This window comes from Micromonospora chokoriensis (genome assembly GCF_900091505.1).
Classification (GTDB): domain Bacteria; phylum Actinomycetota; class Actinomycetes; order Mycobacteriales; family Micromonosporaceae; genus Micromonospora; species Micromonospora chokoriensis.
Map to the genome: position 1 here is coordinate 4,703,404 of NZ_LT607409.1, position 12,993 is coordinate 4,716,396.

At 73.1% G+C, this 12,993-nt stretch carries 17 protein-coding genes; 5 read left to right on the top strand and 12 right to left on the bottom strand.

The genetic code is table 11. From position 1 onward, the window contains the following. Positions 1 to 86: 86 nt before the first annotated feature. Positions 87 to 1,790: an acyl-CoA dehydrogenase family protein gene (locus GA0070612_RS21700; RefSeq protein WP_167393661.1), complete on the top strand. Its 1,704-nt coding sequence runs from the start codon at positions 87 to 89 to the stop codon at positions 1,788 to 1,790. 31 nt (positions 1,791 to 1,821) lie between these two features. Further along, positions 1,822 to 2,994, top strand: coding sequence for an outer membrane protein assembly factor BamB family protein (locus tag GA0070612_RS21705; protein WP_088989591.1), 1,173 nt, complete (start codon positions 1,822 to 1,824; stop codon positions 2,992 to 2,994). Positions 2,995 to 3,119: 125 nt separating this feature from the next. On the opposite strand, the gene GA0070612_RS21710 is transcribed toward GA0070612_RS21705, so the two are convergent. The 7 genes from GA0070612_RS21710 to GA0070612_RS21740 form a co-directional block, all read right to left on the bottom strand. Beyond that, on the bottom strand, positions 3,120 to 4,118 hold the full coding sequence (locus GA0070612_RS21710) for a tyrosine-type recombinase/integrase (RefSeq protein ID WP_088989592.1): 999 nt from the start codon (positions 4,116 to 4,118) through the stop codon (positions 3,120 to 3,122). Positions 4,119 to 4,185: 67 nt separating this feature from the next. Beyond that, positions 4,186 to 4,611, bottom strand: coding sequence for an Hsp20/alpha crystallin family protein (locus GA0070612_RS21715; RefSeq protein ID WP_088991665.1), 426 nt, complete (start codon positions 4,609 to 4,611; stop codon positions 4,186 to 4,188). Positions 4,612 to 4,679: 68 nt separating this feature from the next. Then, positions 4,680 to 5,195, bottom strand: coding sequence for a GNAT family N-acetyltransferase (locus GA0070612_RS21720; protein WP_231924287.1), 516 nt, complete (start codon positions 5,193 to 5,195; stop codon positions 4,680 to 4,682). Between the two features lie 170 nt (positions 5,196 to 5,365). Next, on the bottom strand, positions 5,366 to 5,779 hold the full coding sequence (locus tag GA0070612_RS21725; RefSeq protein ID WP_088989593.1) for a DUF6069 family protein: 414 nt from the start codon (positions 5,777 to 5,779) through the stop codon (positions 5,366 to 5,368). A 76-nt stretch (positions 5,780 to 5,855) separates the two neighbouring features. Next, on the bottom strand, positions 5,856 to 6,332 hold the full coding sequence (locus GA0070612_RS21730) for a MarR family winged helix-turn-helix transcriptional regulator (RefSeq protein ID WP_088989594.1): 477 nt from the start codon (positions 6,330 to 6,332) through the stop codon (positions 5,856 to 5,858). Positions 6,333 to 6,384: 52 nt separating this feature from the next. Continuing rightward, the gene (locus tag GA0070612_RS21735; protein WP_088989595.1) at positions 6,385 to 6,900 is read right to left on the bottom strand and encodes a DUF2087 domain-containing protein; all 516 of its coding nucleotides are present in this window, start codon (positions 6,898 to 6,900) and stop codon (positions 6,385 to 6,387) included. Between the two features lie 87 nt (positions 6,901 to 6,987). Further along, entirely contained in the window at positions 6,988 to 7,500 is a 513-nt protein-coding gene (locus tag GA0070612_RS21740) for a MarR family winged helix-turn-helix transcriptional regulator (protein ID WP_197699210.1), read from the bottom strand. A gap of 68 nt (positions 7,501 to 7,568) precedes the next feature. Between GA0070612_RS21740 and GA0070612_RS21745 the strand changes: the two genes are divergently transcribed. Then, complete coding sequence (locus tag GA0070612_RS21745; protein ID WP_088989596.1) at positions 7,569 to 8,801, top strand: MFS transporter; 1,233 nt, start codon at positions 7,569 to 7,571, stop codon at positions 8,799 to 8,801. Positions 8,802 to 8,806: 5 nt separating this feature from the next. Here GA0070612_RS21745 and GA0070612_RS21750 read toward each other — a convergent pair whose 3' ends face one another. Together GA0070612_RS21750 and GA0070612_RS21755 are read right to left on the bottom strand one after the other, a co-directional pair. After that, the gene (locus tag GA0070612_RS21750; RefSeq protein WP_088989597.1) at positions 8,807 to 8,998 is read right to left on the bottom strand and encodes a DUF397 domain-containing protein; all 192 of its coding nucleotides are present in this window, start codon (positions 8,996 to 8,998) and stop codon (positions 8,807 to 8,809) included. Next, complete coding sequence (locus GA0070612_RS21755; RefSeq protein ID WP_088989598.1) at positions 8,989 to 9,759, bottom strand: DUF5753 domain-containing protein; 771 nt, start codon at positions 9,757 to 9,759, stop codon at positions 8,989 to 8,991. Before GA0070612_RS21755 ends, GA0070612_RS21750 begins: the two co-directional genes overlap by 10 nt. A 205-nt stretch (positions 9,760 to 9,964) precedes the next feature. On the opposite strand from GA0070612_RS21755, the gene GA0070612_RS21760 reads away from it, so the two are divergent. Together GA0070612_RS21760 and GA0070612_RS21765 are read left to right on the top strand one after the other, a co-directional pair. Continuing rightward, the gene (locus GA0070612_RS21760) at positions 9,965 to 10,261 is read left to right on the top strand and encodes a hypothetical protein (RefSeq protein WP_088989599.1); all 297 of its coding nucleotides are present in this window, start codon (positions 9,965 to 9,967) and stop codon (positions 10,259 to 10,261) included. Further along, positions 10,261 to 10,506, top strand: coding sequence for a flavin reductase (locus tag GA0070612_RS21765; RefSeq protein ID WP_088989600.1), 246 nt, complete (start codon positions 10,261 to 10,263; stop codon positions 10,504 to 10,506). Before GA0070612_RS21760 ends, GA0070612_RS21765 begins: the two co-directional genes overlap by 1 nt. A gap of 25 nt (positions 10,507 to 10,531) precedes the next feature. On the opposite strand, the gene GA0070612_RS21770 is transcribed toward GA0070612_RS21765, so the two are convergent. From GA0070612_RS21770 to GA0070612_RS21780, 3 genes are all read right to left on the bottom strand, one after another. Beyond that, positions 10,532 to 11,119 carry a GNAT family N-acetyltransferase gene (locus GA0070612_RS21770; RefSeq protein ID WP_088989601.1) on the bottom strand — a complete coding sequence of 196 codons (588 nt, stop codon included), beginning with the start codon at positions 11,117 to 11,119 and terminating at the stop codon, positions 10,532 to 10,534. 221 nt (positions 11,120 to 11,340) lie between these two features. Next, entirely contained in the window at positions 11,341 to 11,847 is a 507-nt protein-coding gene (locus GA0070612_RS21775; RefSeq protein ID WP_088989602.1) for a mycothiol transferase, read from the bottom strand. After that, on the bottom strand, positions 11,844 to 12,875 hold the full coding sequence (locus tag GA0070612_RS21780; RefSeq protein WP_088989603.1) for an aldo/keto reductase: 1,032 nt from the start codon (positions 12,873 to 12,875) through the stop codon (positions 11,844 to 11,846). The genes GA0070612_RS21775 and GA0070612_RS21780 overlap by 4 nt, the downstream gene beginning before the upstream one ends. Between the last annotated feature and the right edge of the window lie 118 nt (positions 12,876 to 12,993).

Below are 12,993 nucleotides of genomic sequence, written 5' to 3' on the forward strand. Positions count from 1 at the left end.
TCGGATCGGGGGGCTCACCCTGTTCGGGGCGGCCACGGATCGTCTACCGTCGGCGCACACCCCCGAGCAGTGCCAGGAGCCGATCGATGAGCCGCTTCGTCCAGCCGGTGCCACCCCCCGTCGACCCGTACGCCGGTGACGGCCTGCTGCGCTCCTGGCTGGAGCGTCACCTCGGGCCGGACGGGCACGCGGCCGCGAAGGGTCGTCTCGCCGACCTGGCCGCCGACGTCGCCGGGCCGCTGCGCGCGGCGCACGCCGACGCGGAAGCGCACCCGCCGACGCTGGTCCGCTACGACGCGTGGGGCGCGCGGGTCGACCGGATCGACACCTCCGCCGGCTGGCAGGCGCAGCGGGCCGCCGCCGCCCGGCACGCGGTGGTGGCGCTGCCCTACCTGCCGGACGCCCGCGGCACCTGGGGCGCCGCCGCTCGGGTGGTGCAGCACGCCCTGCTGCACCTGTACGGGCCGGAGTCGGCGACGTTCTCCTGCCCGGTGGCGATGGCCGACGGGGCTGCCGCGCTGCTCAGCCTGCCCGAGGTGGACAGCGTGATCCGGGACGCGTGGCTGCCCCGGCTGATCTCCACCGACCCGGCCGAGGCGATCACCAGCGGACAGTGGATGACCGAGGCGCAGGGCGGCTCCGACCTGGGCCGTTCCCGCACGATCGGCCGACCTGCGGCGGATGGTTCCTGGCGGCTGACCGGGGAGAAGTGGTTCTGCTCGGCCGCCGACGCGGCGATGGCGGTGGCGCTGGCCCGACCCGAGGGCGCCGGTCGCGGCAGCCGGGTGCTCGCGCCGTTCCTCGTTCCCCGGTATGCGGTCGACTCACCGTTGACCGACGGCACGGCCCCGGGAGCGCCCGCGCCGGGTGTCACGGTGCACCGCCTCAAGGACAAGCTCGGCACGAGGGCGCTGCCCACCGCCGAGATCGGTCTGCACGACGCGTACGCGCTGCCGCTGGGCGACCCGGCGGTCCCCGGTCTGGTGCGGGCGATGACCCTGGTCGTGGTGACCCGGGTGCACAACGCCGCCGCGGCGGCGGGTGGGATGCGACGCGGTCTCGCCTACGCCCGGGCGTACGCCGACGTGCGGCACGTCGCGGGCGGCGCGTTGGTGTCCTCGCCGCTGCACCGGGCCACCCTGGGCACCCTGGCGGTCGACGCGGCGGGCGCGTTCGCTCTGGCCGGGCACGCGTTCGCCCTGCTCGGGCGCGTCGAGGTCGGCGCCGACCCGGTGGCCGCGGCGGAGCTGCGGATCGTGGCGCCGCTGGCGAAACTGGCCACCGGTCGACTGGCCGTCAGTTCCGCCGGCGAGTACGTGGAGAGCTTCGGCGGGGCCGGCTACGTGGAGGACACCGGCGTGCCCCGCCTGCTGCGCGACGCCCAGGTGCTGCCGATCTGGGAGGGCACCACGAACGTGCTGGCCCTGGACGTGCTGCGGGCGCTGACCCGGGAGGACGCCGGCGCGCCACTGCTGGCCCGACTCGCCGCCGCCGTCGACCTGGCCCGACCGTTGTCGCCGGTGCTGGCCGACACGCTGGCCGCCACCGCCGCCCAGGTGGCCGACACCATCACCTCGGTGACCGCGGACCCGGGTTCGTCGACGGTGCTCGCCGGTGCCCGGGGGCTGGCGCTGCGCCTGGCGTACGCGCTGACCACCGCGTTGCTCGTCGAGCACGCCGCCTGGGGTGACGAGCAGGCGGAGGTGGCCGCCCGCCTGTGGGCCCGCCGGTGGCTGCGACACGAGGAGATCGCCGAGGACGCCCACCACCACCTGGACCTGCTCTGCTGAACGGGCGGCGCGAACGGACGGGTGGACGCGCATGTCGGTGCTGATCGAGCTGGGAGACGACTGGGGTTCGCCAGTCGACGACCGCCCACCGCCGCCGCAGGTGTCGCGCCGTTGGCGGGTGGCGATGCTGGTGGCGGCGTGTGCCCTGCTCGGCGGCGCCGCCCCGGCCGCGCGGCTGACATCCCAGGTCGGGCCGGCGGTGCCCGCCCGGGCGACGGTGCTCGGTGCGGGGCCGCTGCTGCTGGTCGTCGACCCCGACCAGAACCCACCCACGCTGAGCGCCTACGACCCGGCCGCGCCGGGCGGCCCGCCCCGGTGGCGGGTCACCGTGCCGCCCGCGGCCGGGTGGTCCGCCGAGGTCGCCGGTGACCTGCTCCTGCTCGTCGAACGCGACCAGGTGCGCGGGGCGCGGGCGACCGCCGCGCGCTCGATGCGGACCGGCCAGCCGGTGTGGCGGCGACCCGAGCGGGTGTACGCGGCCGGGGACGCGGCGGTGGCGGTGAGCGAGGTGCGCAGCGCCGCCGAACCGGGACGGCGGGTCGAGGGGACGGTGCACGGTCTCGACCCGAGCACCGGCGCAACCCGGTGGTCGGTCCCGCTGCCCTCCACGGCGGTGCTGCGGCCGCTTCCCGGTCTTCCCGCGCGGGTGCTGCTGGTGCAGGACGACGGGCTGACCCGGCTGCTCGACGCCCATGACGGCACCGAGCACGGTCGGGGACGGCTCCCGCCGGCCGACTACGGTCCGGACAATCCCCAGGTCGCCGGCGCGCATCTGGTGCTGCGCCACCCGAGCGGCGGCGCGGCGGCGCTGTCCGGGTACGACCTGCCGGGGCTGGCTCTCCGCTGGCAGGTGCCGGTGCCGCCGGGCGAGGTGACCCTTCGGCCCTGCCAGGGGCTGATCTGCGGGCAGGACGAGCGGGAACGCTGGGCGATCGACGCGGGCACCGGGGTACGGCGGTGGGCGTGGCCGGCGGGCGCCCGCTGGCGCACCGTGCCCGGCCCCCGGGGCGCCCCGGAACCCCTGCTGGTGCTGGGCACGGCGGCGGACGGCAGACGTTCCCTGGTCGCGACGGTGGGCCGCGACGGTCACCGGTTGTCCGCGGTGCTCCCGGCGGGTGTGACCGACTGCCGGCGGGCCGGCACCGGGCTGCTCTGCCGCGACGGCGCGGCACGGCAGACGTTCTGGCCCCTCGACGGCCCCTGACCCTGCGCCGCGTCGGCCGCCTATCGGCATGATCAACACGGGTTCACCGAAATCGGGGTGCCGGAGGCGTTGGGATACCCCAACTTTGCCGAATCCGTGTTGATCACCGAGGGGAGCGGGTGGGGTCAGGCGCGCCGACGGGAGCGGGCCGCCCAGACCGCGTAGGCCGGGTCGCGGTCGAGGTTGTGCCGGTCCCGGTCGTAGCGGCGGGTGGTGCGCGGGTCGGCGTGGCCCATCGCGTCCTGCACGTCCTCCAACGGCACTCCCTCGGAGCGGGCGGTGGTGGCGAACGCGTGCCGCAGTGAGTGCGGGGACAGCTTCGCCCACGCCGGGATACCCGCTGCTCGGGCGAGCCGACGCACCAGCCGGAACACCGAGTGCCGGTCCAGCCGGCCGCCGGTCGCGGTGACCAGCAGTGGCCCGGTCAGCTGCGTTACCGGCACACCGGCGGCGGCGGCCCGCTCGGCCAGGTAGGCGTCCACGGCGTACCCGCTGCTGGGGGTGAGGGCGCGGCGGCGTTGCTTGCCGCCCTTGCCGACGAAGCGCACGCTGCGGTGGCCGCGTTCCGTGCCGAGGTCGGTCAGGTCCAGCGAGATCAGTTCCCCGACCCGCAGGCCCAGGTCGGCGAGGAGCGCGATCGCCGCGCGGTTGCGGGCGGCGGTCACTCCGGTGTCCGCGTCCGCGGCCGCGAGCAGCGCGTCGACCTCTTCGGGGGTGAGCCCCAGGGTGGCGGAGTGGTCCCGGTCGACGCGAGGGCGGTCCGCGCCGGAGACCGGGTTGGCCGGGACCGCGCCCAGTTTGACCAGGAAGTCGTACCAACTGGACAGCGCGGAGAGCCGCCGCGCCACGGTCGCCGGTGTCAGCGGCCGGCCGCTGCGGGCGCCGATGGTGGCTTCCAACTCCCGCGCGTACTCGTTGACGTGCAGGAACGTGGCCCGCAGCGGGTCCAGGTCGCGGCCGGCGCACCAGGTGAGCCACCCGGTGACGTCCCGTCGGTACGCCTCGCGGGTGTGCTCGGACAGCCGCCGGTTGCGCAGCCACGCCTCGGTGACCTCGACCGGCCCGCTCGGCAGAGCGGGGGCCGTGGACGGGCGGGCGAGCACCGGAGCGTCGGGGAACACCATGTGAAAAAGGCTCTCAGCCTCGGGTGGGATCGGCGTGCAGGCGCGCCGATCCCACCCGAGGCCGTGATCACGCGTTGATCTGGCGGCGTCCTTCGCCGTTGGCGCTGATGGTGACCCGGCGGGGCTTGGCCCGCTCGGCGACGGGGATGCGCAGCGTCAGCACCCCGTGCTCGTAGCCGGCCTCCAGCTTGTCGGTGTCCAGGGTGTCGCCCAGGAACAGTCGCCGGGTGAAGGTGCCCATCGGACGCTCGGCGGCCACCAGTTCGACGCCGTCGCCGCTGGGCCGGCGCCGCTCGGCCCGGACGGTGAGCACGTTGCGCTCGACGGTGCAGTCGATGGTGTCGGGGTCGACGCCGGGCAGGTCGAACGCCGCGTAGAAGTGGTCTCCGTCGCGATACGCGTCCAAGGGCATCGTCGCGGGACGGGCTGCCGTACCGAAGAACTGCTCGGCGAGCCGGTCGATCTCGCGGAACGGGTCGGTACGCATCAACATGGTCATGCCTCCTCGGTTCTCCTGGCCGAAGGTGATGAGTTGAGCCGGGGCGACTCAACTTCCTCTTCTTATTTAGCGCCTTCGGACGCGTACGTCAACTCCTTCTGGAACCAGTGGTCGGCGTAGGGGCCCGACGAGTACGCCGGGATCTCCACGTAGCCGTGCCGGGTGTACAGGGCACGGGCTTCGACCAGGTCGTTGCGGGTGTCGAGGCGGATCCGGTCCACCCCGGCGGTACAGGCCGCCCGCTCGACGGCGGCCAGCAGCGCGGCACCTCCTCCGGCGCCTCGATGCTCGGGGCGGACGAACACCCGGGTCAGCTCGGCCCAGCCCGACTGCCAGCGCAGTCCGGCACAGCCGGCCAGGTCGGCGCCGTGGTGGGCGAGCAGCAGCAGTCCACTCGGGTGGGTCAGGTCGTCGCTGGGCATCTCGGCCAGCGCCGCGTCGACCTCACCGGGCAGGGCCTGTCGACGGTGGTAGCGGACCACCATCTCGGTCATGTACTCGCGCAGCAGGTGTACCGCATCGGGCTGGTCCGGTCGGGTGGCACTGGTCGACCAGGTTGGTCGGGCGGTGACGGTCACCTGTTGATCATCACCGCCCGGTCAACGGCTTTACGGTTCGTCCGCCAGGGCGCCCGTCTGCCCGCTGATCGACTCGGGTTCCTGAGAACCGGGGCGTCGCGGCAGCTCGCACACCACGGTTTCCAGGAACCCGAGTTGACCAGATCGGGGATCAAGCAGCTGGCCGCCGGTTATCGGCGGGGTCGGGGCAGCAGGGCGATGAGGGCGACCGCCACGGCGACGTGCGTCGCGCCGAGGGCCAGCTTCGCGCCGCCGCTGGCATCGACGCTGAGCAGCGGGGCGAAGGACAGCAGCGTCACCACGACGGCCGACGAGACCCAGATCGGAAGGGCGACGCGTGGGGCGAACCGTTCCAGCAGGGCCAGCGTCGCCCAGCCGAGCAGGGCGGCACCCAGGGAGACCATGACGATCGCGCCAACCCCGATGACCGTGGCGGGCCGCCCCGGGCTCTCGACCGTGTAGTCGACGCCGGCCAGCGCGCCGATCGACCAGATGACCAGGCAGGCCACGACGGCGGCGACGACGCCGAGGGCCCGGCGGCGTAGCGATGAGGTGGTGGGGTTCGTGACGGCGGCAGCACTCATGACGGCTCCTCGTTCAGGGGAAACGAACGAGTACGACCGTAACAGATAGTCTTGTTCGGAACTATCTCCCTCGGGATTAACAGCCGGAGCGGGCACCCGGTGCGTACGGGGAGGTGTTGGCCAATGGGCCGCCGACCAGCGCCAGGAGGGCTCGCAGGAACGCCTCGCGGTCCTGCTCGGGCAGGGCGGCGAGGACGTCGTTCTGGATTCGCTGGACTACCTGCTGCGCCTGCCGCAGGACCTGCTCCCCCGCCGGCGTCACAGCGACCAACCGAGCCCGGCGATCCGTCGGCACCGGACGGCGTTCGGCCAGCCCGGCCCGTTCCAGCTGGTCGAGCGTCACGACCATCGTGGTCTTGTCCACGCCGCACCGTTCACCGATTTCGCGCTGGGTCAGGTCACCCGTGCGGGCCTGTGCGAGCACGTAGTGCGCTCGCGGCGAGATGCCCAACTCGGCCAACCCTGCGGCGTGCTCGGTCTGCAGCGCGTGGCTCGCCCAGGAGAGGAGGAACAGCAGGTCGGGTGGGCCGTCGGCGGGCGTGCAGGAGGTCATGCGCCGAGGCTAGCAAGATGCTCCGTGACCAGACGATTTGTGCGGCCGACGATCAGTGTCGCTGGTAGATGCCGTGCTCGCGGGTGAGCAACTGTTCGTCGATCAGGTAGCGGCGCAGCGTCGCGTGGTCCGACCCGCCGGCGGCGCACCACTTCTTGAGCGCGTCGTCGACGGCCCGCTCCGGATAACGGGTGCCCGGTGCGAACGACTGCTCGGCGATGTGTGCCAGCACCACGCGCCGCCGGCCCCGCTGCGCTGGCAGGCCCACCAGGACGTCCCCTCGCAGGAAGGTCCGCAGCACCGGGTCGACGCCGGGATCGGCGTCGTCGGCCGGACGGCTGTCGCGGGCGGCCTCCCGCAGCGACGTCTGGTCGGCCGCGAATGCGCCGTCCGCGCCGGTGACGAGACCCGCCTCGGTGAGCCGGCGAACCCCGGTGAGCACCACCCGCGCCGGCAGGCCGGTCCGTTCTGCGACGTCGGTCGCGCTGGTCGCGCCCAACACGATCGCCGCGAAAATCCGTCGCCGTCCGTCGTCGGCCAGGGCCCCGGCCAGAGCATGCGCAGTCACGCCTGTCACCCTTGCATCGGCGGTACGCGCACCGCCAGCAATTTCCGGCCTGCTCAGGTCTCCGGCGGGCTCAGGTCTCCGGCGGGCTCAGGTCTCCGGCGGGCCCTGCGGCTGCTCGGCGACGAGCAGCACCCGGCGCAGCAGGTCGGAGAGGCGCCGCCGCTCGGTCGCGGTGAGCGCACCGAACAGCCGGTGCTCCTCGGCGCCCTGGACCTCCATTGCCCCACGCCACGCGGCCTGCCCCGTCTCGGTGAGCTCCACGTCGACCCGTCGACGGTCGACTGTCGACGGAATTCGGCGCACGAAACCCCGCCGCAGCAACGCGTCCACCCGCGCCGTGATCGAGGCGGGGGCCATCGCCAGGTCCGCGGCGAGGTCCGAGGGCGCCGCCCGGCCGAGACGACCGGCCAGGGCGTGCAGTGTTTCGTACTCGTGGGCCGAGAGGTCGAGATCGACCAAGACCCGTTCCTTGACCGCCCGCAGGTGTCGGGTCAGTCGGATCATCCTGGTCACCGCCCCCTCGACGTCCGCGTCGAGGTCCGGGACCACCGGCAGCCAACGCTCGATGTGGCGGTCGGCGGTGTCCGGGGTCGAGGTCACCGCACCAGCTTACCTCAGTGTCGAAATATTCATTGCCAAAATATTCGACGTCGAAGTACCTTCTGGTCATGGCTCATCCTCTGCGCGAACACTCCTTCCGGCTGCTGTTCCTGGGTCGTACCGTCTCCGCGCTCGGCGACGCGGTGGTGCCCGCCGCGCTGGCCCTGGCCATCCTCCGAGCCACCGGTTCCACCGGCGCGCTGGCCGCCGTGCTCGCCGCTGCGATGGTTCCCCGGCTGCTTCTGCTGCCCCTCGGTGGTGTCGTCGCCGACCGCTTCGACGCCCGCCGGGTCGCCCTGCTGGCCGACCTGGTCCGCTGCGCCACCCAACTCGCGGTCGGCGTGGAGTTGCTCGGCGGCGACCCGTCGCTGAGCAGCGTCGTCGTGGCGTCCGCGCTCGGCGGCGTCGCCTCGGCGTTCGCCATTCCGACCGCGTCGCCTCTGGTCGCCGGCACCGTCGAGCCGGCCGACCGGCAGCAGGCCAACGCCTTGATGGGCATCACCGCCAACCCCAGCCGCCTCGCCGGCCCGGCGCTGGCCGGCGCGCTGATCTGGGCAGCCGGGCCCGGCTGGGCGTTCATCCTGGACGGTGCGTCGTTCGCGCTCAGCGCCGCGCTGCTCATGGTGGTGCGGGTCCGTCACGTGCCGGTGCCCCGCCGCTCCGTCCTCGCCGACCTGCGGCACGGCTTCGGTGAGGTCCGCGCCCGCGACTGGTTCTGGACCAGCCTGATCGGGCACGGCGTGTGGAACGGCGCCGCCGCCGTGCTGATGACCCTCGGGCCGGCCGTCGCCATCGACCGCCTCGGCGGTGAGACGACGTGGGTGGTGCTGTTGCAGGCCGGTGCGATCGGGATGCTCACCGGATCGTTGCTGGCCGGGCGGGTCCGGCTACGCCGGCCGGTGCTGCTGGCCAACCTCGGGCTGGCCTGCTACGCCGCGCCGCTGTTCCTGCTGGCCGTCGCCGCGCCCGCCCCCGCGGTGATCGCCGCGTACGCCGTGGCGTTGACAGCCCTCGGCTACCTCAACCCGGTCTGGGAGACCGTCGTGCAGCACCACTTCCCGCCCGAGGTCCTGGCCCGCGTGACCTCGTACGACTGGCTGGTGTCGTTGGGTGCCATGCCGTTGGGTTACGCGCTGGCGCCGTTGGCCGTCGACGCGTTCGGCGCCCCGGTGCCCCTGGCCGTCGCCGGGCTGCTGGTCCTCGCCTCCTGCGCGGGCACGTCACTCGTGCCCGGCGTACGCCGACTCACCTGGCCGGCGACCCCGCAACCGCAACCGGCCGAACCCGTAGGCGCCCGCTGACGAGGTCAGGCGGCGTGGCGTGCCAGCGCGACGAAGCACCGCCACGACGCGGGGCTGAAGGCCAGCGTTCCGCCGTCGCGATCCTTCGTGTCCCGCACCAGGACCACACCCGGCAGGTTGTCGGCGACCTCGACACAGTTACCGCCGTTGCCGCCGCTCTTGGTGCTCTTCCGCCAGCGCGCGCCGGTCATGTCCATGCTGCTGCCGCTTCTCTGAGGAGTGCCAGGGAACGCCCTCGGGGCAGTGCCTCTCCGCGAATCCGCTCCCACCGTCGCTCCAGATTAACAAGGTCCGATGGCTGGTCCAGGATCTGCGCCTGGGCCGCGCTGTCCACGTGCGCGACCCGGGAACCGTCCGGCAGGTCCGCGATGGTGAACGGCCCGTCGAGCCCCGGGTAGCTGGGCGCGTCCGCCGGGACGATGTGCAACTGCACGGTGCCCGCTTCGGCGTGCCCGACCAGGCGCGCGAGTTGGGCGGCCATCAGGGCGCGGTCGTCGCCGACGCGCCGTCGCAGCACGCCCTCGTCCAGCACGGCCACCAGCAGGGGCCCGCCCTCCCCCGGCGCGAGGATCGCCTGTCGGCCGAGGCGCGCCTCGGTGAACTCGTCGATCGCCTCCGCCGCCAGCATCCCGTCGGCCAGGGTCGCGCGCGCGTACGCCTCGGTCTGCAACAACCCGGGCACCCACGCCAACTCGAACGACCGCAGCGTCACCGCCTCGCGTTCCAGGTCGACCCACGGCCGGAACCACACCGGCTCACGGCGACGGTCCGCGTCCGGCCACAACGTGTCGAGGTCCTTGGCGAGGAGGTCGGCGACGGTCGCCCGGTGCCGACTCTGTGGAACGTGCCCCGGGTTCGCCCACCGGGCGACGGTCTTCGGGTGCACCCCGATCCGGTCGGCGAGGCTCTCGGCGGTATGACCCGCTGCGGCGAGCGCTGCGACAAAGGCGTGGTTCATGCCGTCCTCTCCTGGTGCAAAGCGGCTGCGATGAAGACATAACGCAACGCTGTGTGCTTGTCCAGTAACTACCGGCAAAGTGCGGTATCAGGCGGCGCGGCCGGCAGGGATTCGACCCGGCGGGCGCGTTCGCGGGGCCGCTTCCGGTGGGCGAGCACTCCCGGAAGCGGCCCCTTCCCAGACGCCGACCAGAGGGAAAAGACCGGTGCCCGAGAGCAACGAAGACGCTGGCCGGTTCAGGGCCGGCGACGTGGTCCTCCTGACCGACGCCGCGAGCGTGCAGTTCCGGAAACCGATCGTCGTCCGCGTCATCCGCGAGATACCCGACCGGTACACGTACGACGGTTGGCTCTGGCTCGACGCGTACCAGCTCGACACCAAGGGCGACGCGGTGGCGCGGCGGGAACTGTTCGTGATGCGCGCGGGCGTACAGCGGCAGGCACCCGGCGAGGCGCGGCGGCCCGCGCCCGTCCGGCGTCGGACCACCGCGCGGACCGTCTGATGCGCGAGCACCGCAAGCATCTGCCGTCGCGGCCGTCGTGGCGCTGCCCGGTCTGCGGCATCCGGTGGCCGTGCTCGGCCGCGAAGCTGCGCCTGCTCGCCGAGTTCCGCGAGGATCGGCCGGGTCTGCTGACGCACCTGGCGAAGGTTCAGGAGGCGGCCAACGCCGACCTCGCCACGCTCCACCCGGGCGTCGCGCTTCCCGACCTGACCCCGCGCTTCGTCGGCTGGGCGGAGACCCGCTGACCAGGGCGGGCCGTCGGTGCGCTGATCAGACCGGGCCGTCGGTGCGCAGCCGAGCGTGCAGGTGCATGTCGTGCCAACCGTCGGTGTGGCGAACCGACCCTCGGCGCATGCCCTCCACCGGGAAGCCGGTCCGCGCGGCCACCCGGCAGGACGCCGCGTTGCCGGTCGAGTGTTCCAGCGCCAACCGGTGCAGACCAGCCCGCGTGAAGCTCCACCGGACGAGTGCCCCCAGTGCCTGGGTGGCGATGCCCCGACCACGCGCGGCGGGCAACAGCCAGTACGACACCTGCGCCGACGCCTCGGTCAGCAGCACGTCGCGCAACCCCACCTGGCCGACCGGCCGGTCGTCGGCGTCGACGACCGCCCAACTGGCGGCCGTCTCGTCGCGCCAACGGTCGGCCCACTGCACCGTCCACGACCGCGCCTCGTCGTCGCTGTCGAGACGACGCACGTGCCATCGCTGGATCGCCGGACAGTCGAATGCGGCCCGCACGGCCGGGGCGTCGTCGTCACGCCAGGGCCGCAGCGCCAGCCCGGAACGCACCGGAAGGTGGGGTTGCTCCTGGGCGGCGAGGCTACCGACAGGCAGGGCGGGCGCGACGAGCAGCGGCATTCGCCCATTATCGACGCGAGAGACTCAGTTGCCGGTCGGGCCGCCTCCCGACGCGAGAGATCTTGGACAGTTTCCGTTAGGGCGTAACGGAAACTGTCCAAGATCTGGTGGTACCACCGCTGTCCGACAACCCGCTCGACCCTGGCTCGGACGTGACGCACAGCCGTTCACACGAACGAAGCCCCGAGCAGCGACATCAGGCCATCATCGAGCCGAGGTTCTCACTCTCCGGTCGGGCCGCTCGCGAGTTCGGCGACCACGTCGAGGTGACCGAGGTGGCGGGCGTACTCCTGGACCAGGTGGAACAGCACCCGCTCCAGCGACGCCGGGTCCGCGCCGTTCCAACGCGGGCCCGGGGCGCCGATCTCCGCCAGGTCGTGGGCCGTCACGACCGCGCTGGTGTGCGCGCCCTGCGCCCGCAGTGCCGCCACCAGGTCCTCCCGGGTCACGTCCGGGGCGACGTACCAGCGGTCGTCGCGGCGGTCACCCCACGGCTCGGCCACGTCGCGGCCCTGGAAGCCCCACTCGATCCAGCGCAGCTCGACGTGTCGCAGGTGGGTGAGCAACTCCAGCGGGGTCCACCCCGACGGCAGCCGGCTGCTCCGCAGCTCCGACTCGTCCAGCGCCGACACCTTGGCCACCATGGATTCCCGGAAGTAGTCCAGGTAGCGCAGGAAGACCTCGGTGCGGCTGCCGGCCGGGGCGGTGGGCTCGGGGAACGACGTCATGACGCGCTCGGCAGGTCACGGCCGCGCTGCCGCACACCCGCGCCGCCGTACGGGTAGTCGCCCACGAGCGGCGCGCTCGCCTCGTCGAGCCGCCGCATCTGCTCGGCGTCGAGATCCAGGTCGGCGGCGGTCAGGTTGTCGTCGAGCTGCTCGGTGGTACGCGCGCCGAGGATCACCGACGTGACCGCCGGCCGGGCCGCCAGCCAGGCCAGCGCCACCGCCGACATGGACACGCCGCGTTGCCCGGCGATCTCGCGCACCGCGTCGAGCACCCGCCAGGTGCGCTCCTCGGCGTTGCGTCCCGCGTACGCCTCGACGCCCCGCTCCGGGTTCTCGCCGAGCCGGGTCGCGCCGGTCGGGGCGTTGTCGCGTTGGTACTTGCCGGTCAGCCAGCCGCCGCCCAGCGGTGACCACGGCAGGATGCCGATGCCCTCGTTCTCGCAGACCGGCACCACCTCGAACTCGATCTCCCGGGCCAGCAGGTTGTACTGCGGTTGCACCGTCACGATCGGGGTGAGGTTGAGGTGCTGGGTGAGCAGGGCCGCCTTCTGCAACTGCCAACCGGTGAAGTTGCTGACGCCCGCGTAGCGGATCTTGCCGGCGCTGACCGCGTCGTCGAAGAACCGCAGCGTCTCCGGCAGCGGGGTCAGCGGATCCCAGGCGTGCGCCTGGTACAGGTCGACGGCCTCGACGCCGAGTCGGCGCAGGCTGGCGTCCAGGGCGCGGGTGAGGTGCACCCGGGACAGGCCGGCGTCGTTGGCGCCCGGACCCATCGGGAAGCGCCCCTTGGTGGCGATGACGAGACGGTCCCGAACGTCGGGCCGCGCCCGCAGCCAACGGCCGACGATCTCCTCGGAGATACCACGGGAGTAGACGTCGGCGGTGTCGATGAAGGTGCCGCCGACCTCGACGAACCGGTCCAGTTGGGCGAAGCTGCCCGCCTCGTCGGTCTCCGCGCCGAAGGTCATCGTGCCGAGGCACAGTGTCGACACCACGGTGCCGGTGGCGCCCAGATTGCGATAGCGCATATCGTCCTTTCGGTCCGAGTGACAAGCCGATCTTCGCACTGGTCCCGACCAGGCGCACACGGCACAGTCCCGTACGCCGCACGGGCACCCGCACGACATCGCCGCCGGTCATCATGAG